The following is a 24,524-nucleotide window of genomic DNA, read 5'->3' as shown; positions in this document are numbered from 1 at the left end:
GAATGCATTCAATCGCTTTAGTCAATTATTTTTAGCATGTGTACGGTTAAACCCATATGCTAGAGTAAATAGCTGAGGTCCTTCTCTGCTATATGGTTTACTTAGATAAAACTAAGAAATTCAACCCCCCGCAATAATACTCTTGGTGACAAGCTTCAATTTTAAAGCCAACACTCTGCACTTGCGTAATCAACTCTGACATTTCAACTAGGTTTGCATCTTTGTCGTTTATTAGTTTCAAATTATGCTCTCTAAATTTTTTATAGTCTGGGTGTGCTATTAACTCCTTTTTTGCTTGTTTCTCCAATAAAATCAAGTCTAAACTTTTGTTTGGTGTAGCTAAAATAAAAGTACCACCTACCTCAATTAAACTGTAAATGTGCTTTAATGTAGCAAGTGGATTTGGCCATGAATAATAGCTATTTAAGCTAACCCCTGTATCGAAAGGTGAACCATTATAATCTTCAATAAACCCGTGATGAACGCTTTGCTCATTTATTGGCTCAATATCTTCGAGTAATACTTGAGCAATATTAATCATCTCTATTGATGCATCAATTCCAATATAAGATCGAACTCTTTCACTATCTGATAGTATCAATCCAATTTTTGCACACCCGCAACCAAAATCTCCAACGTTGCCATTTAAATACCTCACTGCTTCTTGTTGGAGCTCCTGCTGAACTTGCGTTTGCACTGAGGCGAACGACCTCGCATAATCATTCCAGTCTTGAGCTGTAAAAGTTCCAGGGTTCGTATGTTGAACAACCCCAAGCCAGTGATAAAAACAACTGTCTAAGCTATTAAAACGCCACTGAACCAAAGCAAATTCGTGCTCACTACCAAATTTAAGATCTGTATTTCTTACTAATACATCAGCCTTAAACCTTACTTCATGGAGACGTAAATCTTTACCCTTAACCAGACCTGTAATTGTCGATACTCCTAAAGTATTAGCAAGTTCCACAAAACATTTAAAATACAATTTAAGTAATGACTGTTCTTTCATACCTCTAATATAAAATCGCCCAACTTGTAATGTGACATCATTATTTTTGTTATTTAAAGCAACCTCTTCCATCCATACTTCGGGCACTATCTCTCCATTCAGCCATGATATTGACGCAGTACTCGTAATCACACCTACTTCGTCCTCAGTGTATAAACAAACTGATGTATCAGTATTGATAACAGCTTCATTTACATGGATTGCAGGGAATAGAGGTTGATACCCATCTTTTAAGAAGTTGCACACCCTTAATTCATCACTTATTGCAGTAATGACTTTAATCCCTGCAATGTTGCTTAGCACTTTCTCTAAGCACGACAATACTTTACCTTTGTTTAATGGGAGATTCATTAGCCTCTCCCCCTAACTTTTTCTTCAATCCAATCATCCACTTCTGACTCAAGCCAGGCTACAGATTTGGCACCTAGAGATACTTGCTTAGGAAATGTGCCTTTAGTCATAAACTCATAAACTGTTGAGCGGCCAAGTGATGTCTTTTCGATTACTTCTTTTAATTTGATTAAACGCATGGAATTTCTCCGATTGGTTATTAGTTCATAACCTTTCCGGGATCAGTATTTTTTTATGCTCTTCAAACAAAAAACTTACACATATACATCACTAACTTGCATGAACCACTTAAGAGGAATTTACAATGCAAGGTCAACAGTCGTTATATGAATTTAAACACCCCGTAAATGATGAGCAGATACTAGAAGCCGCTGCATACATCATCGCTAAGAAGCAGTTTCGAGATGGCGTTTTAAATAGCCCTAATGATTGCGAAGAGTATTTAAAACATAAACTCGCGATACATGAACATGAAGTATTTGCCGTACTATTTTTAGATAGCCAGAACCGCATACTGGAATTTAAAGAGCTATTTAGAGGCACTATTAACGCTGCTAGCGTTTATCCTAGAGAAGTTGTTAAAGAGGTGCTGGAGCTTAATGCTGCGACCGTCATCTTGGCTCACAACCACCCTTCAGGCGTTACCGCCCCATCTCAAGCAGACAAGCTTATTACTACAAAACTTCAACAGGCACTTAACCTAATTGATGTATCTGTACTTGATCACATCATCATTGGTGAAAGCACGTATTCATTTGCTGAACATGGATTAATTTAAAAGGAATTAGATATGGCGTTACAAATAGAACAAGTATCAGGCTTAAAAGTGCCTGACTCTTTTATTGGTGTGATTACAAATGCAGTTATTGAGGGAAGTGATTCGGTAGGCGGAGCTAAGGCCGTTACGCTTAACTTTAAAGATCCAGATTACAGCCCTGAAGCTGGGGGCTTTCACCCAGTAGAAGTTAGGTTGGAAAAGCAGACCACCAGCTGGCAGCTTGTTTATATTACTGACTTTTCGTATCAGGGCCGTCATACCCCTGAACTGATAAAAGAAATTGATGTGTGCTTTAGTATTAAGCAGGTTTATCACTTTTTAGCTGGTTGGTTGAATGCTAGGGAAGGTAAAGAGTTGTTAGCCTTGTTTATTTCAAACTTTGTTGAGTACTACAACACAGGTTGTTATCAGGTAACGGTTACTACTGAGTAACTGGAGGTTTTTATGGCTGAAGTAGAAGCGGTTAAAGACCTTGATACAGTAAGGCTCGTTAGCTATTTACTAGAAAAGCGTTGTTCAAGACAAATGAGCCAAATATGGAATATTGGCTTAAATCTCGCGCTTAGAATATCTGACTTACTTGCAGTGAAGTTCACTGACATAAACAACGATAGGTTGATTATTTACGAGTCAAAGACCTCAAAATTAGCTGAAATAAAGCTAAATGATAAGGCGCTCACCTTAATCAACGAAATTAAACTGACTCATCCACATCACATCTACTTATTTCAATCATACCGGAATCAACAAGCGATTAACTCAAAGCCCAAACCACTATCTCGTAGAGCGGTTACAAAAGCATTTGCGCTCGTTGGTGAAGAACTAAATATTCATTTAGGTACTCACTCAATGCGTAAAACACGTGGCTATCACTTGTATCAGAAAACCCACGACATCGCCCGAGTAATGAAAATGCTTCGCCATAGCTCCGAAGCAACAACACTTCGTTACATAGGCATAACACAGGAGGAAATAGACAAAGACTTTGAAGAACTAGAGCTATAACCCTTAACAACGTCATTTTGGCGCTTGTTTTACTTAACTAAAAGGAAGGCATTATGTCTTTAGATAAAGCCGTTTCATGCGGCTTGGTTGGTAATGAGCTATCTAAACAGATTACTGGCAATAATGATTCTAGCGTAAGCAGAACAGCTGTGGCTATAGGCTCCGGTGCAGCCGCTGGAGCGCTTACATCTGGTGCAATAGCAATTGGTGCAGGCGTTGCCTCTGCGCCTGTTACAATCCCTTTGGCGGTAGCTGGTGGGATAGTTACTGGCATTGCTAGTTTGTTTGATTAGTTAAATAAGAGTGCTCATATAGAGCACTCTTTTAAGGTGTAATAACACCGTTTATTTTTTAGGTTCCCATAATGGTATTTTGGGAACTTGCCATCCCTTATATACTAAGGCTTTAAGCTTATTTGGCTAGTTGAAGGTCTCAAAAGCGCGTTAGAACAAGTTATAAGAAGCACAGGTCTTAATTAGAATATTACCTCTGACTATAACCAAAACAACGCTGCCCTAAACCATATTGTTTCGTATTAAGCTTAGCGAAGTAACTTACTCGACAATAAAGAGCATGGAAGTCTTGAGTGAAATTAGGGCTCTTAGCGTCAAGGTAATAGTGTGCATTTTGAGGTAAATGAACTAATTGCATCGTTTCACCCAACGGTAAGCTCAACGCACTCGCCCAAGCTTTAACTATTCGAGTAAACAGGTTATCACTCTCTGCATTTATTTTACCCGTACAATGATACCTATCCTTATTGAAAAACAGCACACAATGATAATGCTGTTGGTGAGCGCTGTTCTGCTCTCTAGCCCAAATATACCTAATATTGCATGGGTGTGGGGCTTTACCCTCACGGGCTTTACATTTTGTATCGGCTTCAATCTTCGCTTCAAGAGAGGCAACAAACCGAGTACACACTTTGTTGCTATCTAAGTTAATCGTATTTGAATGTGTAGGTAACCTTAAATCAATTCTCACAGCAAACGTTCTTTTATGTTCAGCACATGCAGCAAGTATGACTTGCTCAATAGTATCTAAATAAGGAATAACTAAAGGCTGATTATCTCTAGCGAGTGTTTGATATTGCTTGTAGGTAGGGTTGGTAGTTACTGGGTATTGTGTTGGATTATTCATTTTCTTTGTCCTGATAAGTATTGGTTCATATCAGGTGTCTGAGCTGTAATTTTTTAATTTTTATTTGTTGTGATAATGACTTCGTTACTAGTAACTCTAATTAATATTACCAAACCGAAATTCATACTAAGAAAACCAGCTTAGTTTGTGACGGCAAATTTCATTAACGCGTTACTGAGCAATTGCTTTGTAGATTTAAAATCACTCTGAAGTTAACACTAGTAAAACCTTGATTTTTTTATATAAATAAAAAATTTAAAATATGCATTTATGACATATTAAACATGTAAAATATACACTAAAAACAAGTAAAAATGACGATTTCTAAATGCAATAATGACACAGAAAGGGAAGTATATGACAGGTAAAATATGTATGATAGACTGAGATTCACATTAATAGATGAATAATACATGTTGAAATTCAATGGATGATTTAAAGGAACACTGGACACCGATTCTAAACTTATTGAGTTCTGATCAGAGAGCTTTAATGTGGTCAGTAAAGAAGATTATGGAAGATGTTCCAAGCCGGTACAAACAGCCAAAAAATAAGTTTGAAGCCTTTACAATTATAAAAGCACACTGTAATTTTTTGGATTCAATGGAGTTAATGTCTGCTTTTCCAAGTTCGGTAAGTGAAATGAATAATTTGCTCGCTGAATATGAAGATATAACAATCGAAGAGTCTGATTTATCTTGGATTTCAGAGAAGAATAAACAACAGCTTTTTTGGGCTTGGGTTTACATCCACCAAAATCCAATAAAAGAAGTTGATTACAAGCCAGAAAACCCGCTAGCTAAAGAGGCTGTTTATACTTTTGAAGAGATATATCCTTTGTTAGTTGAAAAGTTCGACTTATTTAAAACAACAAAGCAATGCAAGCGCAATTATATAAAAAACATGAAACACTCCTATCACCAATTCCTTACAAGCAAGCCAAGTTTAGAATGGCTCACAGATAAAGCTGATGATGATTGCATATGGGTTTGGAGGTATTTGATAGATAAGCTAACGAGCTTAAATTTTTTAAAACCTTTATCTAATGAAGATTTATTTCATAGCATAATCGCTATCATAGCTAATTGGGATTTTCTCCACCACAATGCAAATACACTAAATAAAGGTTTTACATGTGACTTTGACCCAATTGTAACTAAATCTCAAGAGAAAACTCCAACAAAAAAAGAGCTTATTTCCAAATTAACGAATGCTTATAAACAAAGAGAAATTAGAACAAAATCGCAATCGCTAAGCATACTAACAAAGAATAACCACAAGCTTTTGTTAAAATACATGAAAGAACATAGCGTCTCTGAAAACAAAGCCCTAAACGATATAGTAAAAACAATGCTTGATTAGGTACTTTATTTCGAATTACCCTGCTCAATAAACTCACTCCACCATTCCATTATTGACCTACGCTGTTCTAAGTAATCAGAGCGGTTATATGCCGCTCTTGTTTCATTTTCATCTGCATGGGCTAAGCAGGCTTCAACTAAAAGACTATCGAAACCTTTTTCATGAAGTGCTGTAGAAGCAACGGATCGCAAGCCATGGGCCACCAGTTTACCTTTGTAACCCAAGCTATTCTTTATAGCGTTATTGACCGTAAAGGTACTTGCGTGGCTTTGTATATTACGCTCATTTGGGAATACATACTCATATCCACCACTTAATGGTTTCATTTGTTCTAGTATTGCTAAAGTGCTTGGAGTTAAGGGTACTCGGTGCGTTCTTCTGCGCTTCATCTCTTTTGCCGGAATAACCCAAACGGCTTCTTGAATATTAATATCGGCCCACTTAGTGCCTGCGGCTTCCTTTGAGCGAGTCATAGTGTGCAGTTGCCACAAAATTAAAAGCTTTGTTTTGTTTTGAATGTTTTGTGAGCCATTCAGAGCGGTTAAAAAATCAGGTAGTTCTTCAGGTCTAATCGTTGCCATATGCTCGACAGTATTTTTAGTAAATACTTTTATAACTTTTGCTAGTGGATTCGCATTGATAAAGCCATGGTTTACCGAGTAATCCATTATCTGATTTAAGCTTTGGCAAATATTCTTGATTGTGGAGTGTTTACCGTCAGTCTCAAGCGGCCTAAGTATTTCAATGGTATCAATCGCTGTAATACTTTCTAAAGGCATACCCTTCATTTTCGGGAATATATACATCTCAAGCGTTCGCCATTCCCTAGCTGCATGCTTGGCCGTCACAGTAGGCTGTTTGCGTTCAAACCAAAGCTCTGCGGCAGCTAAAAACGTATTCGCGGCTTTACGGCTCTCTGCCTGTTTTTTGGCGAGTTCATGTGCCTTTGGATTAATGCCTTGAGCTAACAGTTCTTGATACTCAATAGCTTTAGTTCGTGCGTTTACAAGCGATAATGCTGGATAAAGCCCAAGGGGTAATTTATTAAATTTATTACTTATTGGATCTTTAAATTTAAACTGCCAAGACTTAGTGCCACTGGGTAAAACACGCATTTGAAGACCACCACCGTCAGAAAGCGTTTGCTCTTTGCCTGTACTAGTAATTGATTTTATTTTTTTATCCGTTAGACGAACTACAGCTCTGGCCATAATAAACTCCATAATGCTAATTAAGGCTAGTATATATAAAATACAATCTCATGGGTACTAACGTGGGTACTAAAAATAGTAGAAGCTACAATACCAGACTGGACAAATACGGAATAAAAATACATTAAATATATGTTTTTAATAAAGTTAAAGTATCACTACGGAGAAGTGCGGAAGTTAATACAAGCGCCCAGGGAACCACTGGATAGCCATTTTTAACTCCTAACGTATAATTAACTGCTATTTTAACTGGCAATTCACTTAATTGCGCTATACTGACGCAAATTTTTTCAGATTAGTTGTTATGGCTCTTAAATCCACCATTATGAAAGTCCAATTATCGCTTAGTGATATGGACCGTCACGTTTATCAAGATTTTAATTTAACCTTGGCTCAACACCCTTCAGAAACCGATCAACGGTTAATGATTCGCTTACTCGCTTTTGCATTAAATAGCTGCGATGGTTTAGAGTTTACTAAAGGGTTAAGTGCTGATGATGAGCCTGAGCTTTGGCATGTAAGCTATAGTGAAGAAATAGAACTGTGGATTGAGCTTGGCTTACCAGATGAGAAGCGCCTTAAAAAAGCCTGCAATAAGTCTAAGAAAGTAGTGCTTTATACGTACGGTGAAAATAATCAGGCAATTTGGTGGCAAAAGCATCAACCTAAACTGTATGAATTTAAAAACTTAAGTATTTTTAGTTTAGATTATGCGACAACACAAGCACTTGCCGCTTTAGTTGATCGCAGTATTAAGCTTGCTATTACTATTCAAGATGGTGAAGTGTGGGTTAATACAGATCATACTAATATTGAAATAAAACCACAGCAGTTAATGTAATTGCTGATACTTTGAGGGCGTATGAAAGTTAAACACGTTATTGTTTTACATGGCTTATATATGTCTGGCTTTGTTATGCGCCCACTGTGCTCTCGTTTAGAAGAGTCTGGTGTAAAAGTCCTCAATATTACCTACAATACTCTCGATCCTAATCGCGATACTATTTTTGCTCAAATTGATGAATGCATTGCAAATGAACCTTCTGCGCTTGTATGCCATTCATTAGGTGGCCTAATTGCTCGCGCGTATTTAGAAGCTAACTCTCAAGCAAGCCAGCATGTTACAAAGGTAGTTACTTTAGGCACTCCTCACCAAGGTAGCCATATTGCCCATAAAATGAAGCAAAAAGGTTTTGAGTCTTTTTTAAAAAACAGTGTTGAGTTTTTACTTACGCAAAATGGTAATTGGCCATTTAAAGCTAAGCTCTACAGTATTGCGGGTGACTTACCTATCGGGTTAATGCCACTTATAGTTAAAGGCAGTCGTTCGGACGGTACTGTGTTACTTGATGAAACTAAGCTCAAGGGCATGGCAGAACATAAGGTGTTCCATTTAAGCCATACCAGTATGATTTACTCACGCGAAGTGGTTAATTATATTTTAAAGTGCTTGAGTGAAGACTAATCTTCAGCAGCCTCTGCAATTTTATAGCTAATTAAAAATATAACACCCAGTATCAATGGGATTGGTGCTGCGATGTAACCAAAAAAATCAGAGTTAGCAAAACTAGCACCTGCCAAGTGAGCAACTAACCCCAATACAAATACCAACAGCGCTATACCAACGACTATTAATTCTGCTTTATTTTGTTTTGCTGTTTTTGCATGCATGCTATCTCTCCTAATTATTTCGATAACATTATTATGCGCCGTTAGAGTGATTGATTTTTGACCTGCATCAATAAATAAAATGGCAATGAGATTGCCTTGCTAATAGTTTGTTTTAGATCATAATTTGTGCAGCTCAAATTTTTATTTTTTTTGAGGGGTAGTATTTTAATTCATCAGACCCATCTATATTAATAGTCCATAAACTTAATTTAAAAGTAATGTCATTAACAGTTGATAGTTTAAAGCTATTACATTGATAAAATTAAACGATTTTACTAATTAAGGCTAATGTATAATACTCATTGGCAGTTCACAAATTAACGGTTATTTAAGGAGCAAGTTATGTCACAGGTAAACGCAATTGGTCTAAATAGTGCAAAAAGTGATGACATTGTAAAATCACTCAATACGCTATTAAGCAGCTACCAAATTCAATACATGAATGCGCGTGGTTTTCACTGGAATATTAAAGGCCGTAACTTTTTTGAACTACACGTTAAGTTTGAAGAAATTTATAACCTATTACTTTTAAAAGTAGACGAAGTAGCTGAGCGTATCTTAACGTTAGATGGCGCACCACTACATGCATTCTCTGATTACTTAAAGGTAAGCGAGATTAAAGAAGCTAAAGGCATTAGTGATGGCGTTACGGCAGTAGAAAACCTACTTGCTGGTTACAGTACATTAATTCATATGCAGCGTGATATTTTAAACCAAGCTAGCGACGCTAATGATGAAGGTACAGCAGCCCTTATGAGTGAATACATTTCTGAGCAAGAAAAACTTGTATGGATGCTAAAAGCATATTTAGATTAATTTTAAGCTAAAAAGATAAAAGCCCTCAAAGAGGGCTTAAGTAGGGATAAATCGTTAAATAATCAAACGGTTCGATTATCATATTAGACCTTTACTCAAACTAAACAACGCACCTGTTACCAGTGGCGTTTTTTTTGGTTTAAATGGATTTAGCCCTTATATACAGGGGCAAGTAGCGCTATATTGCTTAAAAATCTGTATTGTTTTTTTTTACAAAAAAAAGCCTCAGTAATTACTGAGGCTTTGTAAACATAACTCGTTAAATAACGATATTAATACCGTTATTTATTAAAACTTACTTCTAAAACCTACGTAGAATGATTGACCAATTGGGTCATACGTACCTGCATCAGTTTCAGTACCAGTACTTGAACCGCTCACACCCGATAGAATGCGCGGTGGCTCTTTATCAAATAAGTTACTTGCACCTGCATATAATTCCATTGAATCACTGATATGGTAGCTTGCTTGAACATCATGGTACGTTACCGAACCAATTCCAATTCCGCCTGGTGCAATACCAAAGCCACTTAAGAATTGATCATCAAAGTCTGCAGAGCCAATGTAAGTTAAGCTCCAGTTAAAATCAAAGTCATTAAGTTTATAACCAAAGTTCCAGTTAGCTTTATGTTCTGATGCACCAATTTCTCCAGCAAACTCATCTTTATCAGCACCAGGAAGTGGAATGCTGTAACCATCGATTAAGTAAGTGTAAGCAAGGCGAGTTCTAAACGCACCCGGACCAATATCAGTAGCGTACGTTAGTGTTAAATCAACACCTTCTGTACCTAAGCCACCACTGTTAGTTACACCACTGTCGATAAACTCTAGCGAACCAGCGCTATTGTTACCTGAAGAAACGCTACGACGAGTTACAAAGTCACAAAAGCTTGTATCGCCACCACCATAACACTGGTCAAGAATAAACTGACGAGGCGTTGAAACAATTGCATCAGTAATTTCAATGTCGAAGTAATCAAGCGTGATATCTAGTCCAGATATTAAGTTTTCTGGAGTAAATACCAAACCTACTGTTACAGAATCACCAACCTCTTCTTTTAAGTCTTCGTTACCACGGTTAAAGCCACTAATGCCTTGTAGATCAGACTGGTTAAGTGCAAACTCACCATTTGATGCAATGTTAGATGTAACACCAACATCTGCACGACAAGCGTCACCTGCAGCACCGCCACCACTATTGCTAACACCTAAACATGGATCATTTAAACCACTTGGGAACGTTTGCGAAGGTGGAGAAAATAACTCATCGATATTTGGAGCACGTGTTGAGCGAGCACGAGTAGCACGTAAACGTAAGCTATCCATTACTTCCCAATCAACACCCACATTCCAACTTTCGGTGTTACCGACTGTTGAATAATCAGATAAGCGAACAGCTGCGTTCATTGTTACAGTATCAAGCACTGGAATATTAGCTTCTACATAAAACTCTGTTACGTCAAACGAGCCTTCTGTTGCTGGGATTGCATTACCCGCATTAAGACCGGCTTGCTGTAGTGCATCAAATTCACTACGAGAGAACTCTTCACGGTATTCAAAACCAGCAGCAATACCCACTACACCCGCTGGTAGTTCAAATAAATCACCTGAAATATTACCACCAATAATCTCTTGCTCAACCGACGTTGAAAGTGAGCTAGGTGCACTTACAAAATCAATCGCACCTTGTGATAACGAATTAAAACCAAAAATATCTACTGGTGCACAGTTAAAACCACGTGCTGTAGCATCGATACAAATAGCTTCATCAGTAATACCGTCGCCATCTAAATCTTGGCTATCGATAACAGACTCTAAACCTTGACGAAAGCTTTGCACATTAACTAAGCCGCCTGAAACTTGTTGCTCTTTTGTTTTACCATATACATAGTAAGTATCGTAAAACCAACCATCTGCTATTTCACCTTGAAAACCAAGTGCTAAGCGGAATGTATCACGCTCTGCTCGTGCTCCACGGTTACCGATATCACTCAAACGTTTTGCAAAAAAGATATCACGCATACCATCACCATCGGTGTCAGTTGCTGCGTTATATATATCATCTGGTACGAATGCACTACGTAATATTTCACCGTTTACATTAAATTCAATCGGTACTTGACCATTTGCATAAATATCGTCAGAAGCGAACGGGAACGGCTCTAATTCAGACTCTGTTGTCGTTGCAGCGTAAGTCCCTTCATAAAAGAAGCTATGCTTATCGCTTAATTCATAACTACCATTTGACGCAAATAAGTAACGCTCTGTAGGTATTGCGATTGTACGTACACCACTTCGGTTAAAACCATTTGCCTCTACGCCATCGCCGCCGTTAGTGCTAAACGAATTTTGTAGATTATTTGAACCATCAAACGTAAATGTTTCATCTCCAGCGCTAAAACGACCTTGTGGTGGGAATGAAGATAAGAACGGGCTTACGGCATCAAATACAGAGCCAGGGTTTGCTACTGGATCATCTTCAAAGAAAATACCTGAAAATTGGTCTACTGCTGAACGATCACGGTCACGTGAGAAAACAGCACCTTGATCAGAGTAACCAAGGTGAAACATTGCATGCCCTTTGCCATCTGAACTTGATAAGCCTGAAGTGAAGTTAAATTGACGCGACTCGTCATCACCTTCACTTGACTCACCATATTGGCCATCAAACTCAACGCCTTCAAAGTCATCTTTTAAAACAAAGTTAACTACACCAGCAACAGCGTCAGAGCCATAAACAGATGAAGCACCACCAGTCATAATTTCAACACGCTCGATAAATTGGCTTGGGATAGTATTTAAATCAACAGCAGAACTACCTGGTACACCTGATACATAACGACGACCGTTAACTAATACCAATGTACGGTTAGAACCTAGGTTACGTAAATCAACTGTAGCAACACCCGCACTGGCTGTATTAAAATTTGAGTTAGTACGGCTAATAGCCGGTGAACCAAATGCTGGGTTATCAAGTAGTAAATCTTGAATGTTTAGTGAACCAGAAGCATCGATAGCAGCGCTATCTACAACTTGAATTGGTGCAGATGACATAGCTTCTGCTGAGCGAATACGTGAACCAGTCACTTGCACTCGTTCTATTTTTTCAATTTCTTCATCCTCAGCTGCAACACCTTGAAACGAAAAACCTGCAAGTAATACACTACTTAATGCGACTGTTAATGATGATTTTTTAAATAATCGATCATTACCTTTGTTAGTTAATTTCATTTATTTCCCCTGAATTGTTATTTTTGTAACTAAATGGTTACTTCGCGAGTTACATTAAGGGGATTAAAATCAAGTCTCTATATATGTTCTTTAATAGGCTCTGTAACAGGTATGAAATGCTTGTTTGATGGGATAAAAATATACATCACATTCATTATTGAAAATATTTGGTATTTTTATAACATTTTTTTCTCTAAGCACGGTCTTTATAAGTATACATAGTAGGGGATAGACAATAATGAACGCTTCTTTTCATGCACTAACTTTTGTTGCTAATACTGACTTTGCAACATTTTTAACAAAACGCGTGCAAGATCATAGACATTTTGAGTCTCAATCGCTTGTTTCAACACAGCGATTAGATCAAATTGATACTACCAAATATAACGTACTTTTTTATGAGTTAACGGATTTATCCGATCCCACTCAAATTGTGCATCTAACTGAACTTGCAAAAAAAATGAAATTGGTAATTATTGCTCAGTCTGGTCACTTTGCGAGTTTTGCTTTTGAAGTAGGTGCAGTTGATTTTTTAACTTTAGATTCAACAACGCCAAGAGTAGAAAAGTGCTTTGATAAGCTCATACATCTGTGCCCTATTGCTAGTGCAGCAGAGCGACAATATCAAGAAAACACCCAACAAGATAAGCCATCGTCATCACATATTGTGGTTAAAGATGTAGGTAAAGTACGGTTAATTGATATACAAGATATTATTTGGATAAATGGTGCGGGCAATTATGTAGAGCTACATTTTACGCAAGGTGGAACACCAATTTTACATCGTGAAACCATGAAAAATATTGAGCAACAATTAGTACCTGAAGGCTTTATTCGTATTCATCGCTCAACTTTAGTTAGAAAACAAGCAATTTGCGAACTAATGCCAACCGACAGCGGCGACTATAAAGTAAGGCTTAAAAATGATATGTGTTTAAACCTTTCAAGACGTTACAAAAGTTGTTTAGAGAGTATTATAAGCCCTCTTCAGTAGCGGCTTGTAATACTCATTTTAGTTACCAATTTTGCTTGATGTAATTATCGTTTGGGTGCACTAATAAATAGCTTTCGTTATCTTTATAAAAGTTTACTTCTACATCGCTATTTTTCCATATTCTTTCGAACATATTTTTAGCTACGATATTAATATTTAAATAGTCAACTCGTTGATAGCCACGCTCCTTTACACCAGCAAAATAAGCTTCTAGCGAATCAAGGCTATCTAAAGTTAAAAGCTCAAACTCCCCAAGATTAACAATTACATACTTAATCGTATTTTTGGGGTGAGTACTTAACTCTTGAATAACACCGCTAGTTAACAATGTAATGCCTTCATTGTTGAAGCTACCCTTTAATTTTAAATACATATTAGGGGGCTGTGAACAAATCTGGAATTCGCCATGTGCTCCAAACATAAATTACCTTATATATTAAGTTCTATTATATAGAATAATACAATTTATCGATTTTGCAGTTAATTTAACAATGCGATAAAAAAAGCCATTTCGAGCGCTTTTTCTTCTAAGCTTTTAAAGCGACCTGATGCGCCACCGTGACCAGCATCCATATCAGTTTTAAAGACTAAAATATTACTGTCTGTTTTAAGCTCACGCATTTTTGCAACCCACTTCATAGGCTCCCAATACTGTACTTGCGAGTCGTGTAACCCAGTAGTCACCAGTATATTAGGATAAGCCTGCGCACTAATATTGTCATACGGCGAGTAAGCTTCAATTACATCATAAAATTGTGGCTCATTTGGATTTCCCCACTCGTCGTACTCATTTGTTGTTAGTGGTATGCTCTCATCAAGCATAGTTGTCAACACGTCCAAAAATGGCACATGACAACCAACGCCACAGTACAATTGAGGAGCCTGGTTAACAACGGCTCCCATAAGCAAACCACCGGCACTACCACCTGATGCAAATACTTTATTGCTATCACAATAACCTTGCTCAATAAGTGCTTTTGTTACATCGATAAAATCGTTAAAGCTATTTTGCTTAAATTCTTTCTTACCTTGCTCATACCATTCACGCCCTAACATTTCAGAGCCACGCACGTGCGCTATTACATAAACAAAACCACGGTCAAGTAAGCTTAATGACGTACTAGAAAAGCTTGGATCGATAGTGTAACCATAAGCACCGTAACCATATTGAAATAACGGATTGGTACCCTCTTTTTTAAAGCTATCTTTACGATATACAACCGAAACAGGTACTTTAATACCATCTCGTGCAATAACCATTAATCGCTCAGATTGATAGTCATCAGCACAAAAACTACCTAATACTTTTTGCTGCTTAAGTAACGTTTTTACGCCAGTTGTTAAATCAACATCGTACAAAGAACCTGGTGTCGTTAAGCTTGAATAATAAATACGTGCTGTTTGTGCATCAGGCTCTGGGTTCATCGCAATTGCGGCATAATAACAAGGATCTACAAACTCTAACGCCATTCGTTTATTTTGCTGATCAACAACTACAAATCGAGCTTGCCCCTGCTCACGTTCACTTAATACTAAAAAGTTATTAAATAACTCTACACCTTCAAGCAATACATTACGCCTATGGGGTGTATGCTCTAACCACTGTGTTTTATCCGCTATAGTTTGGCTTGTTGCCGTCATTAATCTAAAGTTTTTAGCGTGCCAATTAGTTACAATATAAAATGTGTCACCGAGTTTATCTACGTCAAATTCATGACCTTCTTCACGCGGCATAAGCGCTTTAAATTCGCCATTCGGGTTATTTGCATCAAGCACCCATGTGTCGTTTGTTTCCGTCGATGCTAAATCAATTATAATTAAGCTCTCGTCGCGGCTTTTACCAAGTCCCATAAAAAAGCTACTGTCTTGCTCTTCATATACCATTACATCTTGGCTTTGCTTGCTCCCCAACTCATGCCTAAACACTTGATAGCCAAGCAGTGTTTGCAAATCTTTTTTAACGTAAAAAACAGTTTTATTATCGTTTGCCCAAACAATTTGCCCTTCCGTGTTTTCAAGTACATCTGACAGCATTTCGCCTGTTTCAAGGTTTTTAAAGTGCACGGTATAAATACGACGACCTTCAGTATCTTCAGAATAAGCCATAAGTTGCTCACACGAACTTAAAGCAACCTCTCCTAATTCAAAAAACTCGTATCCATCAGCTATTTCATTTACATCTAATAGAAGTTGTTTGTCATCTGCACTCATGCTTGTACTTCGATAATGCCGAGAGTATTCATCATCTCCACGTACTTCACTGTGGTACCAGTATTTTCCGTCCTTAACCGGCACCGTATTGTCGTCTTTTACAATACGTGCTTTTAGCTCTTCGAATAATGTATTTTGTAGCGGCTTCATAGCGACTAATTGCTCATCACAATAAGTATTTTCAGCTTGTAAATGGGCTAATACGTCCTCATTTTGACGCTCATCATCGCGCATCCAATAATAATTATCAGTGCGTGTTTTGCTATGAGTAGTAAGCTTATGAGGTTGCTTTTGAGCAATAGGAAAATTAGGCAATAAATTTAAAGAAAAATCAGGACGAGACACAAATGAAGCCAATTAAAAAACAATAATATTTACAGTTTATCATAAAAGCAAAAAGCCCACTCAATATTGAGTAGGCTCAGATGTAGCGGTTTTTTTGTTAAAAATAACAACACTTACAGAGGGTTTAATTTTTAATGAAAGCTATGCCTAGCCTGATATTTGTAACCAAGCCATTGCCCAACTTTTACCAACGCCAGGTTCAAACATTTTTTTCTTATCTTCACTCGCTCGGCAAAATTCATTAAAAGGCCAAGGTCTGCATTCGTAAACCTCCCCCGTTTTAGGTTGCAGTACTTTCGTTCCTGCATTGTAGATATCGCTATTCTCAGGGTATATATAATCGTATGCGTTATTTTTTGTATCAATACAATCATCGCATTTCGCTATGCAATGAAAGTCAATGTGAACTTTATAAATACCGCTACTTTGTAAAGCAAAAATTTCGTTTTTTCTATAAGCTAAAACTAAACCTTCATCGGTCATTTTTCCTGCGCTTACAAGAGGAATATGCACATTAATATACTCAGCCACTAAACGCGGCCATGCATGAGGTTCACCTTGCTCAAGCGAGGTGATTTTATAATCAAACGATAAACTGACTAGCTCTCCTTGCATGTCGTAAAAGGTTACACTCACCACATCACCAATAAATAATTGAGTATGGTGATTTAAGCAACCTATAGCTGACCATTTTCCACAGGCCAACGACGTATGCATAAACACAGCAACACCTTAAGAGTTACAAAATCGTACCCATATTATATGGATACATAAAAAACACATTGAGGGCAAGTAATACATAATAATAGATTATGCGCTAATCCTACGATAACAGCTTTAATAGTCTAAAACCTTAGATTAGATGCTTTACATTCTAATTTTTAGATTGGTTCACCAACAATTCGGCGATTATAATTTGCCAGCATACAACAATCAAACAAAAGAATGTAACCTAAATAAAAAACCAATCATTAACGATTGGTTTTAGCGTTCTTTTAGCTAAATAAATAACTTAGAGGCTCTTTTGCCCAAGTAAATATAAGTAGTAACAATAAAGCTGCAAATATTAACCACGCTAACCAAGGTGCTTTTGTTACTACGGTTTGCGACTCCCCCGCTGTTAAATCTTTTGAACCGGTGATCATCGCTTTTACTAACGGTTTGCCTTTAATTCGATAAATAATAATAGCCAGCACATGGAAGCCGATGGCATAAAGTAGTATGTCAAAATTAAGGCGGTGCAGCCAATTTGCAAAATCAACCGTATCGCTCGATACATACTGCGCAAGCGGACCATCAGTTAAAATACCATCACTGCTCATCAAGCCCGTGGTAAGTTGCGTAATTATCAAAGCAAAAAATGCAAGTACCATGTAACTGCCAGGGGCAGAGTGACCAATTATATCAGTCGGCTTTTTAAAGCTCTTAAATACAGCTTTTGGTGAGTGAATAAGTGCACTTAATTTAGCCGTTTTACTGCCAATAAAACCCCAAATTAAACGTGTTGCGATCAACGCCAAAGTAAAAAAACCAGCAACAAAATGCAGCTCAATCATGCCCTCATCAATACTAAAATAAAGTACTGCAATACTTATTACTAATAACCAATGAAAGCTTCGGACAAAGCCATCCCACACTTTTAACGTCGTCATTTTACTAATCCTTAAAAAAAACAGTATTATTGAAAATGTTAACTACTTTAACATCATAATATTAAGGTATCCTTATTAGCCATTCTACAAGCCGTGAGAGTAAATACCATGCAACCAGTTAAAAAAGCTATTTTAAAGGGCTTTTTAGACATGTTACCTCTGTGCTTAGCCGTTATCCCTTGGGGTATTTTATGCGGTTCTTTAGCTATTCAAAATGGCTTTAGCGCATTAGAAACGCAAGCCATGTCTTTATTAGTGTTTGCAGGCTCGGCGCAACTTGTCGCGATTGAGCTTATGGCTGGTAATACCCCGCTGTTAACTATTTTATTTACTACTTTTATTATTAGTTCACGCCACTTTTTATATGGTTTAGCTGTAAGACACAAAGTGATTGATCAACCTATGCGCTGGCGCTTACCGGTGAGCTTTGTTTTAACTGACGAGCTATTTGCATTTTCTCATCATCGTAAAGCGTATAGAACAAAAATACGTTTAACATACGCACTTAGCGCAGGGTTTAGCTTTTATATTGCATGGAACATTTGGACATTAATTGGCATTGTAGCGGGCACAATGCTACCCGATTTAACTAATTTAGGGCTCGACTTTGCCATAGCGGCTACGTTTATAGCTTTGGTTATTCCGGGTATTAAAAACTTAGCCTCACTCATTACCGTTATTGTGGCAGGTGTTAGCGCGACACTTTTAAAAAGTACAGGATTTGAGCTGTGGCTTGTTTGCTCAGCACTAATTGCAATGAGCGCGGGTTACATCACTGCAAGGCTAACAGCTAAAAAGGACGTTAACGCATGATGACGACTATTTTACTCATGGCGTGCATTACATTTTTTACGCGTTATTTGTTTTTACACCGTAATTTACCGTTTAAGGTCGGCCCTAAAATGCAGCAATTTTTAAGCTTTAGTGCCCCAGCAGTACTAACAGCCATTTGGGTACCTATCGTATTTTTAAACGAAGATGGTATTAATTTAAATTGGCAAAACCCTTACCTTAGCGCAGCGATTGTCGCCATTATAGTTGCCTATAAAACACATAATATTTATTACACTACCCTTGCGGGCATGGGGCTATTTTTAATATTAAACTAAGGCAGATTAAACTAAAGCCGTTATCTAACCTTTATACTTTATGAAATACTAATCTGGGGTTAAAATGCTGCTAACAATAATAAAAAAGACACCAATATGCACAAATTTCATCAACTAAGCGCAACAAGCTTGCAAGGTCACCCTATCAACTTTAATGATTTTGAAGGTAAAGTTGTGCTTATTGTTAATACCGCAAGCAAATGTGGATTTACCCACCAATATGAGTCATTGCAAGCCTTGCATAATAAGTATGCCAGCCAGGGTTTAGTTATTTTAGGGTTTCCGTGCAATCAATTTGGTCAGCAAGAACCCGGTGATGCAACACAAATAGAGCAAGGATGTTTAATTAACTATGGGGTTAGTTTTTTAATGTCGGCTAAAGTAGATGTAAACGGTGAGCATGCACACTCTGTATTTCGTTATTTGAAGTCAGCTTTACCGGGCTTTTTAACACGAAAAATTAAATGGAATTTCACTAAATTTTTAATTGCAGCAGACGGTACACCAATTAAGCGTTATGCGCCTTTCACTAAGCCCGAAAAATTAGAGCTCACAATTCAAAAAGCATTAACACAAACTAAAAATCCGCTTTAAAAGTAATAAAGAGGCGCAAGGCCTCTTTATTGCCAATACTATCAAGCCTTAAACGTACGTATAACTGCACATTTAAGACTCCAATATTAATTGGTCCTTTATTTATACTAGTACGATTTAATCTGTGTAATCGCTTAAATCGTCTTCGCCTAGGTTTTTACGTAAGCGTTTTTGCTCAAGGTAGTCTTCCAACTTCTTCTTAACCTTTTGCTTGTTCTTATCGTGTTGATTACGCCCGAGCATTTCATACTCGTCTTCAACAAAATCGTCATCTAGCGCATCGTAACTAAATGTCTTACCCACAACCCACTCCATAAAGTGTTTGAGACCAACCAAGGGTTTTTTAACCGCAATAATTGGTAAATTAAAATGTTTAACGCAAAAACATTATAAAAATTCACGTCAAAATAAAGTCACGTAGCTATATTAAATAGTCTTCATGTCAGTAATGTGAATAAATAGCGCTAAATTTCAATTGAGGAAAGTGAGAGTTTTTTATCGTATCGATAAATATTTTTTATAGCCTTGTATAACTTAGTTAATTTGACTAAAAAATAGTTAATTAATAACTATACAGAGTCGCAAAAAAACACCTAAAACAAACTAATATGTTGTTTATTATAATAAAAAAATAATGGCATTAAACTTGTTATATATTAATAGTCATCAACAATAAGTAGAGAAAAAACATGAAAAAATTACTATTAGTTAGCGCATTAATTTGTACGCCAGCAGCCATGGCTCATAACGATAACAATTCAGCTGTTTCATTTAGCGGTGAGCAATGTGATGTTGAATTTAAAAATGACGTACGCATTAAGCCAAACGAATTAGAAATTTTTACGGCAAACAATCAAACCATGCTATTTAATACCGATGGTGACTTAACCGTAAATGGCGAATTAGTAACGCTTGATAGCTCACAACGTGGTGCATTAACTAAGTATTCTGATAGCCTGCGTACGAAACTCCCTGAGGTAGCTAACATAGCGCTTGATGGTGTAAAAATTGCCGGTGTTGCATTAGAGGAAGTGAGTAATGCTTTTAACATCGACGGTCTTGAAGATATGTCTTCACTTATGGACGATATTAGAATTGAAGTAGAAAATACCTTTTACCAGCAAGGTACATTTGTAATGGGTCAACAAAGTTTTAATCAATTTGGTGAAAGCTTTGAACAACAGTTTGAAGAGCAAATAGAAACAGCAGTTGAATCAGCAGTAATGCAGTCTATGGGCAGTATTTTAATGGCTTTAGGTTCAGAGTTGCTAGGCTCTGGAGGCGACATGGATGCATTTAAACAACGCATGGAAAATATGGGTGCACAAATAGAAGAAAAAGTAGGGCTACACGCCAGTGCACTTGAAGAACGCGCTAATTCTTTATGCGGTAGCTTTGCAGACATTGCAAAACAAGAAGAGCAATTAGTAGTACAAATTCCGCAGCTTAAAGGTTATCAGTTATTTAGTTTTAAACAGAATACTCAAAACTAATGTAGTTCTTTTTATTTAATATCCCTTTGGCAGCATTTAAGTTTACTTAAATGCTGCTTTTTTATGTTCTAAATACTATTTTTTAGCTAATAAGGTAAGCTTGCCAAGTGTTATTATTGCTTGTTCTATCTGCTCGCTCCACTGCACGCCGTAACTTAACCTTACGCAGCTTTTATATTTATTAGAGGCTGAAAAAATAAGCCCAGGTGTAATGCTAATACCAACCTCAAGTGCGAGTAAAAATAACTTTTGGCTATCGTACTCGCTTCCTAAATCTAGCCATATTACACAACCCCCTTTTGGATCGCTTATACGTGTGTTTTTTGGCATTGCTTGCTGTAAACACCACCGCATACGCTCTTTATTATCGCGTAGGCGCTGCCTGAGCACCTTTAAGTTTCGATCGTATTCTCCGCTAGCAATAAATTCAGATAGCGCCCATTGGTTTATTAGCGAAGCAGAACAGCTTAGTGCTCTTTTGTATCGTCGCGCTTGTGTTGCAAACTTACCCGCAACCACCCAACCCACACGATAGCTAGGCGCTGCGGTTTTAGAAAAAGATGAGCAGCTAATTACCAACCCTTTTTTGGAATATGCTAGAGCAGGTGTACCTCGGTTTGCCGTAAAATATAAATCGCCGTATACATCATCCTCAATTAACACCACGTCATGGCTTTCGAGTAACTCCACTAGTTGCTGCCTATTTGTATCTGGCATAAAACTACCTACAGGGTTACTAATAGCAGTCGAAAATAAACAAGCTTTTATATCATGCTCACTTAAAGCTCGTTCCAAATCGTTTAACCAAATACCATTATCTGGGCACAATGGTATTTCGAGCGCTTTAAGCCCTAGGCTTTCTATTAACTCTATAATACCGTGATAGCACGGCGTTTCTATAGCAACTACATCGCCAGGCTTTGTCACGCATTTAAGCGCAATAGCCATCGCTTCTTGTGCGCCATTGGTGATCACCAACTCGTCCATATTAATACCAATGCCAAAATCTAAATAACGATGCACCAACTGTTTTTTCAAAGGAACAAAACCGTCTGTTGGCCCATAGTTAATCGCTTTACTGCCTGCGATAGTCATTACTCGGCGCATGTTTCTGGCAAGTGCTTTGTCGGTTGGTGCTGCGGCAATTGGATTAGCGATACCAAAAGGGACTACGTTAGCTTGATGAATCGCGCTATATACTTGCTCTATTAACGCCTGTTTATTTACCACTACAGGTTCGCGACTTAATTTAACTCGTTTAGGTAGGTTTTGTGCCAAATTTACGGCTTTTAAAAAATAACCAGATTTTGCACGAGCCTCTATTAAGCCTTGATCTTCAAGTGACTGGTAAGCTTGTTTTACGGTTGGAATACTTACCTTTAAATTATCAGCCATTTTACGCAGTGATGGCAGTTTTTCACCCGGGAGTAAAACTTGTTGGGCGCTCATATCTCTTATCAACTGAATAACTTGTTGATATAAAAACTCATGCCCTTGGCTATTTTTTTGTCTGATCATTACACACCAAATCTGTATAGGTTACATTTTTACTTTTCTGTATATGGTAAGTATACAGATAGGTCTTAGAATAACCATTAAATCGGGTTTTGGAGATCAACCATGAAAAGTGCGGCGCTATACATTACAACTGTTTTAATTTGGGGGTCAACGTGGCTAGCTATCGGGTTTCAATTAGGCGATATTGCTGTTGAGCTATCATTATTTTACCGCTTTGCGATTGCAGCACTTTTAATGTGGTTATATGTGGCTTACAAAAAACCCGATATGCGCTTTAATTTAACTGATCATGGTTTTTTTATTTTATTAGCTATTTGTAACTTTGGCTTAAATTACCTCATGCTTTACTGGGCACAAAATTACCTAACCTCAGCAATGGCCTCAATTGCCTTTTCGATGCTACTTGTTATGAATATAGTCAACACTCGGTTGTTCTTTGGTAAACCTATTTCAAAACGAATTTATACAGGCGCAGTACTCGCGGTATTAGGTATTACATGTCTGTTCTGGCCACAGTTACAACAATTCGACTTAAGTAATGGTGCATTGGTCGGGTTACTACTTGCCCTTGGCGGCACCTTTGTGGCTTCATTAGGAAACATGGTAAGCGTTCGCAATTCTCGTAAACAAATTGGTGTGTTGCAAGGCAATGCATGGGGCATGTTATATAGCGCTATTGGCTTAGCGTTATATGTATTAATAAACGACGTGCAATTTAGTTTAAGCGCCCCAACTAGCTACTGGTTATCATTACTTTATTTATCGGTATTTGGCACCGTAATCGCTTTTGGCTGTTATTTTGCGCTACTAAAAAATATCGGCCCAGAAAAAGCCAGCTACGTGATTGTATTATTTCCGCTGGTTGCAGTAACACTTAGTAGCTTTTTTGAAAATTTTGAATGGCATGCGAATACCTTTACCGGATTTAGCTTAGTACTATTGGGTAACGCTATTGTGCTTACTCCAACTAAAAAAATTAATGCCTTTTTAGCTAACAGAGCAATTGCTAAAAGTGGCTCCGCCCCCAGTTAGAGGCGTTATTAACGCAACTAACGCAAAAGCGTCTACTTTACAGTAGACGCTTTTTTTATTGGTATATGAAAAAGTAAAGCTTGCTCATGCACGCTTACAACCGCTGGTGTTTTACCGACCAGCTCACCATCTGCTTCAATTAATAATCCATTCGTATTTATAACCGCGCTGCTTAAGCGACTATAAGTCAGATTTTTTATGTGTTGATGACGGTTAAAAAACAATTTAATAAAACTTATCACATTACATAAAACACGACCAGATCGTACTTGATAACAATCAACCATCCCATCAGTAAGCGATGCATTAGGCGCAATTTTTAAGCCGCCACCAAAGTGCTTATGATTAGCAAACACCGTCATTAAATTAGGGTATTGTTCTGCGCCTTGAGTAAAGACACCATTGAGTTGTTTAGGTTTATAATAAAATAATTCTTTAAAGCTGGTCCAGCTATAGCTAAACGCAAAACCCCTTGTTTTATTATTCAATGTATTTACAACATGAGCATCAAAGCCAACACCTGCAATGTTAATAAAGTATCGCTCATTAATTTGGCCAACATCAACTTCTGTAGGGTTATTAAATACAGCATGCTGCCAGTCAGCTATGTTACAACTAAACCCTCTCGAAAAATCGTTACCTGTACCACATGGTAATAATGCTAGAGTACAAGTACTCCCCATTAGAGCATTTACCGTTAAATGCAAAGTACCGTCACCGCCTAATGTCACGGCTTTACTAAATTGACTTAACATTACTTTAATTTTTGCTAGGTCATTAGCAAACTCACCTGTTGTTTCAAATATAGAATACGATAAATCACGTTTTTCACACGCATTTTTGAGCCACTCAAGTAATTTTTCAGCTCGTTTTTTAGCGTTTGGCTTAATAATTATTAATAACGACAAATTCGATCACCTTTACGCATTACCAAAAAACTTAAAAACAAACTTTAAATAAATTTATTTAATCTGAATATTTATTCAAAAAACATAAAGCTTT

Annotated in this window: 27 protein-coding genes; 14 read left to right on the top strand and 13 right to left on the bottom strand. The window is 37.4% G+C overall.

Annotated features, from left to right (window positions below; translation table 11 throughout):
- Positions 1-97: 97 nt before the first annotated feature.
- Entirely contained in the window at positions 98-1,360 is a 1,263-nt protein-coding gene (locus I6F65_RS14050; RefSeq protein ID WP_197113432.1) for a bifunctional 2-polyprenyl-6-hydroxyphenol methylase/3-demethylubiquinol 3-O-methyltransferase UbiG, read from the bottom strand.
- Positions 1,360-1,539, bottom strand: a complete 180-nt coding sequence (locus I6F65_RS14045; protein ID WP_197113429.1) for an AlpA family transcriptional regulator — start codon at positions 1,537-1,539, stop codon at positions 1,360-1,362. Before I6F65_RS14045 ends, I6F65_RS14050 begins: the two co-directional genes overlap by 1 nt.
- Before the next feature lie 125 nt (positions 1,540-1,664).
- On the opposite strand from I6F65_RS14045, the gene radC reads away from it, so the two are divergent.
- Genes radC through I6F65_RS14025 form a run of 4 tightly spaced genes read left to right on the top strand, consistent with a single transcriptional unit; the run spans position 1,665 to position 3,436 of the window.
- A complete protein-coding gene (radC, locus tag I6F65_RS14040) occupies positions 1,665-2,138 on the top strand; it encodes a DNA repair protein RadC (protein WP_197113426.1) in 474 nt (157 codons plus the stop codon).
- Between the two features lie 12 nt (positions 2,139-2,150).
- Positions 2,151-2,570 carry a DUF2787 domain-containing protein gene (locus tag I6F65_RS14035; RefSeq protein ID WP_197113423.1) on the top strand — a complete coding sequence of 140 codons (420 nt, stop codon included), beginning with the start codon at positions 2,151-2,153 and terminating at the stop codon, positions 2,568-2,570.
- 12 nt (positions 2,571-2,582) lie between these two features.
- Positions 2,583-3,143: a tyrosine-type recombinase/integrase gene (locus I6F65_RS14030; protein WP_197113421.1), complete on the top strand. Its 561-nt coding sequence runs from the start codon at positions 2,583-2,585 to the stop codon at positions 3,141-3,143.
- A 53-nt stretch (positions 3,144-3,196) separates the two neighbouring features.
- Positions 3,197-3,436, top strand: a complete 240-nt coding sequence (locus I6F65_RS14025; RefSeq protein ID WP_197113419.1) for a hypothetical protein — start codon at positions 3,197-3,199, stop codon at positions 3,434-3,436.
- 190 nt (positions 3,437-3,626) lie between these two features.
- On the opposite strand, the gene I6F65_RS14020 is transcribed toward I6F65_RS14025, so the two are convergent.
- Complete coding sequence (locus I6F65_RS14020) at positions 3,627-4,283, bottom strand: inovirus Gp2 family protein (protein ID WP_197113417.1); 657 nt, start codon at positions 4,281-4,283, stop codon at positions 3,627-3,629.
- A 426-nt stretch (positions 4,284-4,709) separates the two neighbouring features.
- Here I6F65_RS14020 and I6F65_RS14015 point away from each other — a divergent pair, with 426 nt between their 5' ends.
- Positions 4,710-5,645 (top strand): hypothetical protein, encoded by a 936-nt coding sequence (locus I6F65_RS14015; RefSeq protein WP_197113415.1) that lies wholly within the window; start codon positions 4,710-4,712, stop codon positions 5,643-5,645.
- A 5-nt stretch (positions 5,646-5,650) separates the two neighbouring features.
- Here I6F65_RS14015 and I6F65_RS14010 read toward each other — a convergent pair whose 3' ends face one another.
- Complete coding sequence (locus tag I6F65_RS14010; RefSeq protein WP_197113413.1) at positions 5,651-6,856, bottom strand: tyrosine-type recombinase/integrase; 1,206 nt, start codon at positions 6,854-6,856, stop codon at positions 5,651-5,653.
- 304 nt (positions 6,857-7,160) lie between these two features.
- Between I6F65_RS14010 and I6F65_RS14005 the strand changes: the two genes are divergently transcribed.
- A complete protein-coding gene (locus tag I6F65_RS14005) occupies positions 7,161-7,697 on the top strand; it encodes a YaeQ family protein (RefSeq protein WP_166110070.1) in 537 nt (178 codons plus the stop codon).
- A gap of 21 nt (positions 7,698-7,718) precedes the next feature.
- A complete protein-coding gene (locus I6F65_RS14000) occupies positions 7,719-8,321 on the top strand; it encodes an alpha/beta hydrolase (RefSeq protein WP_024611008.1) in 603 nt (200 codons plus the stop codon).
- Here I6F65_RS14000 and I6F65_RS13995 read toward each other — a convergent pair.
- A complete protein-coding gene (locus I6F65_RS13995) occupies positions 8,318-8,527 on the bottom strand; it encodes a hypothetical protein (protein ID WP_166110073.1) in 210 nt (69 codons plus the stop codon). The two genes, I6F65_RS14000 and I6F65_RS13995, sit on opposite strands and share 4 nt — an antisense overlap.
- Before the next feature lie 342 nt (positions 8,528-8,869).
- Between I6F65_RS13995 and I6F65_RS13990 the strand changes: the two genes are divergently transcribed.
- Positions 8,870-9,343 (top strand): Dps family protein, encoded by a 474-nt coding sequence (locus I6F65_RS13990; protein WP_024611010.1) that lies wholly within the window; start codon positions 8,870-8,872, stop codon positions 9,341-9,343.
- A gap of 288 nt (positions 9,344-9,631) precedes the next feature.
- Here the strand turns inward: I6F65_RS13990 and I6F65_RS13985 are convergent, their stop codons facing one another.
- Positions 9,632-12,574, bottom strand: coding sequence for a TonB-dependent siderophore receptor (locus I6F65_RS13985; RefSeq protein WP_024611011.1), 2,943 nt, complete (start codon positions 12,572-12,574; stop codon positions 9,632-9,634).
- 238 nt (positions 12,575-12,812) lie between these two features.
- Between I6F65_RS13985 and I6F65_RS13980 the strand changes: the two genes are divergently transcribed.
- Complete coding sequence (locus I6F65_RS13980; protein ID WP_166110076.1) at positions 12,813-13,568, top strand: LytTR family DNA-binding domain-containing protein; 756 nt, start codon at positions 12,813-12,815, stop codon at positions 13,566-13,568.
- Between the two features lie 22 nt (positions 13,569-13,590).
- Here I6F65_RS13980 and I6F65_RS13975 read toward each other — a convergent pair whose 3' ends face one another.
- From I6F65_RS13975 to I6F65_RS13960, 4 genes are all read right to left on the bottom strand, one after another.
- Positions 13,591-13,989, bottom strand: a complete 399-nt coding sequence (locus I6F65_RS13975; protein WP_197113411.1) for a hypothetical protein — start codon at positions 13,987-13,989, stop codon at positions 13,591-13,593.
- Positions 13,990-14,048: 59 nt separating this feature from the next.
- Entirely contained in the window at positions 14,049-16,124 is a 2,076-nt protein-coding gene (locus I6F65_RS13970) for a S9 family peptidase (protein WP_197113409.1), read from the bottom strand.
- Between the two features lie 147 nt (positions 16,125-16,271).
- Positions 16,272-16,841 carry a chitin-binding protein gene (locus I6F65_RS13965; protein WP_166110084.1) on the bottom strand — a complete coding sequence of 190 codons (570 nt, stop codon included), beginning with the start codon at positions 16,839-16,841 and terminating at the stop codon, positions 16,272-16,274.
- Positions 16,842-17,119: 278 nt separating this feature from the next.
- Positions 17,120-17,776, bottom strand: coding sequence for a cytochrome b/b6 domain-containing protein (locus I6F65_RS13960; RefSeq protein WP_024611016.1), 657 nt, complete (start codon positions 17,774-17,776; stop codon positions 17,120-17,122).
- A gap of 108 nt (positions 17,777-17,884) precedes the next feature.
- On the opposite strand from I6F65_RS13960, the gene I6F65_RS13955 reads away from it, so the two are divergent.
- From I6F65_RS13955 to I6F65_RS13945, 3 genes are all read left to right on the top strand, one after another.
- A complete protein-coding gene (locus tag I6F65_RS13955; protein WP_166110087.1) occupies positions 17,885-18,589 on the top strand; it encodes an AzlC family ABC transporter permease in 705 nt (234 codons plus the stop codon).
- A complete protein-coding gene (locus I6F65_RS13950) occupies positions 18,586-18,885 on the top strand; it encodes an AzlD domain-containing protein (RefSeq protein WP_024611017.1) in 300 nt (99 codons plus the stop codon). The genes I6F65_RS13955 and I6F65_RS13950 overlap by 4 nt, the downstream gene beginning before the upstream one ends.
- 96 nt (positions 18,886-18,981) lie before the next feature.
- Positions 18,982-19,479, top strand: coding sequence for a glutathione peroxidase (locus tag I6F65_RS13945; protein ID WP_024611018.1), 498 nt, complete (start codon positions 18,982-18,984; stop codon positions 19,477-19,479).
- Between the two features lie 117 nt (positions 19,480-19,596).
- On the opposite strand, the gene I6F65_RS13940 is transcribed toward I6F65_RS13945, so the two are convergent.
- Positions 19,597-19,782, bottom strand: a complete 186-nt coding sequence (locus tag I6F65_RS13940) for a PA3496 family putative envelope integrity protein (protein WP_007579801.1) — start codon at positions 19,780-19,782, stop codon at positions 19,597-19,599.
- Positions 19,783-20,168: 386 nt separating this feature from the next.
- Between I6F65_RS13940 and I6F65_RS13935 the strand changes: the two genes are divergently transcribed.
- Entirely contained in the window at positions 20,169-20,972 is an 804-nt protein-coding gene (locus I6F65_RS13935) for a YggN family protein (protein WP_024611019.1), read from the top strand.
- 75 nt (positions 20,973-21,047) lie between these two features.
- Here the strand turns inward: I6F65_RS13935 and I6F65_RS13930 are convergent, their stop codons facing one another.
- Positions 21,048-22,490 (bottom strand): PLP-dependent aminotransferase family protein, encoded by a 1,443-nt coding sequence (locus I6F65_RS13930; RefSeq protein WP_197113407.1) that lies wholly within the window; start codon positions 22,488-22,490, stop codon positions 21,048-21,050.
- A gap of 102 nt (positions 22,491-22,592) precedes the next feature.
- On the opposite strand from I6F65_RS13930, the gene I6F65_RS13925 reads away from it, so the two are divergent.
- Complete coding sequence (locus tag I6F65_RS13925) at positions 22,593-23,522, top strand: DMT family transporter (RefSeq protein WP_024611021.1); 930 nt, start codon at positions 22,593-22,595, stop codon at positions 23,520-23,522.
- 32 nt (positions 23,523-23,554) lie between these two features.
- On the opposite strand, the gene I6F65_RS13920 is transcribed toward I6F65_RS13925, so the two are convergent.
- Positions 23,555-24,430 carry a diacylglycerol kinase family protein gene (locus I6F65_RS13920; protein ID WP_197113404.1) on the bottom strand — a complete coding sequence of 292 codons (876 nt, stop codon included), beginning with the start codon at positions 24,428-24,430 and terminating at the stop codon, positions 23,555-23,557.
- Positions 24,431-24,524 lie beyond the last annotated feature (94 nt).

The sequence above is a fragment of the Pseudoalteromonas sp. SWXJZ94C genome (assembly GCF_015864385.1).
In the GTDB taxonomy this organism is placed as follows: Bacteria; Pseudomonadota; Gammaproteobacteria; order Enterobacterales; family Alteromonadaceae; genus Pseudoalteromonas.
The sequence above is the reverse complement of the archived record's forward strand: the minus strand, read 5'-3'. Positions and strand labels throughout refer to the sequence as shown.

What these genes read in the sequence shown, in the direction of transcription:
- I6F65_RS13975 (WP_197113411.1), bottom strand. Translation starts at nt 13,989, where the DNA reads ATGTTTGGAGCACATGGCGAATTCCAGATTTGTTCACAGCCCCCTAAT.
- I6F65_RS14010 (WP_197113413.1), bottom strand. Translation starts at nt 6,856, where the DNA reads ATGGCCAGAGCTGTAGTTCGTCTAACGGATAAAAAAATAAAATCAATT.
- I6F65_RS14000 (WP_024611008.1), top strand. Translation starts at nt 7,719, where the DNA reads ATGAAAGTTAAACACGTTATTGTTTTACATGGCTTATATATGTCTGGC.
- I6F65_RS14050 (WP_197113432.1), bottom strand. Translation starts at nt 1,360, where the DNA reads ATGAATCTCCCATTAAACAAAGGTAAAGTATTGTCGTGCTTAGAGAAA.
- I6F65_RS14020 (WP_197113417.1), bottom strand. Translation starts at nt 4,283, where the DNA reads ATGAATAATCCAACACAATACCCAGTAACTACCAACCCTACCTACAAG.
- I6F65_RS14025 (WP_197113419.1), top strand. Translation starts at nt 3,197, where the DNA reads ATGTCTTTAGATAAAGCCGTTTCATGCGGCTTGGTTGGTAATGAGCTA.
- I6F65_RS14005 (WP_166110070.1), top strand. Translation starts at nt 7,161, where the DNA reads ATGGCTCTTAAATCCACCATTATGAAAGTCCAATTATCGCTTAGTGAT.
- I6F65_RS14015 (WP_197113415.1), top strand. Translation starts at nt 4,710, where the DNA reads ATGGATGATTTAAAGGAACACTGGACACCGATTCTAAACTTATTGAGT.
- I6F65_RS13960 (WP_024611016.1), bottom strand. Translation starts at nt 17,776, where the DNA reads ATGACGACGTTAAAAGTGTGGGATGGCTTTGTCCGAAGCTTTCATTGG.
- I6F65_RS13935 (WP_024611019.1), top strand. Translation starts at nt 20,169, where the DNA reads ATGAAAAAATTACTATTAGTTAGCGCATTAATTTGTACGCCAGCAGCC.
- I6F65_RS13955 (WP_166110087.1), top strand. Translation starts at nt 17,885, where the DNA reads ATGCAACCAGTTAAAAAAGCTATTTTAAAGGGCTTTTTAGACATGTTA.
- I6F65_RS13990 (WP_024611010.1), top strand. Translation starts at nt 8,870, where the DNA reads ATGTCACAGGTAAACGCAATTGGTCTAAATAGTGCAAAAAGTGATGAC.
- I6F65_RS13930 (WP_197113407.1), bottom strand. Translation starts at nt 22,490, where the DNA reads ATGATCAGACAAAAAAATAGCCAAGGGCATGAGTTTTTATATCAACAA.
- I6F65_RS13980 (WP_166110076.1), top strand. Translation starts at nt 12,813, where the DNA reads ATGAACGCTTCTTTTCATGCACTAACTTTTGTTGCTAATACTGACTTT.
- I6F65_RS14030 (WP_197113421.1), top strand. Translation starts at nt 2,583, where the DNA reads ATGGCTGAAGTAGAAGCGGTTAAAGACCTTGATACAGTAAGGCTCGTT.
- I6F65_RS13925 (WP_024611021.1), top strand. Translation starts at nt 22,593, where the DNA reads ATGAAAAGTGCGGCGCTATACATTACAACTGTTTTAATTTGGGGGTCA.
- I6F65_RS13950 (WP_024611017.1), top strand. Translation starts at nt 18,586, where the DNA reads ATGATGACGACTATTTTACTCATGGCGTGCATTACATTTTTTACGCGT.
- I6F65_RS13945 (WP_024611018.1), top strand. Translation starts at nt 18,982, where the DNA reads ATGCACAAATTTCATCAACTAAGCGCAACAAGCTTGCAAGGTCACCCT.
- I6F65_RS13965 (WP_166110084.1), bottom strand. Translation starts at nt 16,841, where the DNA reads ATGCATACGTCGTTGGCCTGTGGAAAATGGTCAGCTATAGGTTGCTTA.
- I6F65_RS14035 (WP_197113423.1), top strand. Translation starts at nt 2,151, where the DNA reads ATGGCGTTACAAATAGAACAAGTATCAGGCTTAAAAGTGCCTGACTCT.
- I6F65_RS14045 (WP_197113429.1), bottom strand. Translation starts at nt 1,539, where the DNA reads ATGCGTTTAATCAAATTAAAAGAAGTAATCGAAAAGACATCACTTGGC.
- radC (WP_197113426.1), top strand. Translation starts at nt 1,665, where the DNA reads ATGCAAGGTCAACAGTCGTTATATGAATTTAAACACCCCGTAAATGAT.
- I6F65_RS13995 (WP_166110073.1), bottom strand. Translation starts at nt 8,527, where the DNA reads ATGCATGCAAAAACAGCAAAACAAAATAAAGCAGAATTAATAGTCGTT.
- I6F65_RS13985 (WP_024611011.1), bottom strand. Translation starts at nt 12,574, where the DNA reads ATGAAATTAACTAACAAAGGTAATGATCGATTATTTAAAAAATCATCA.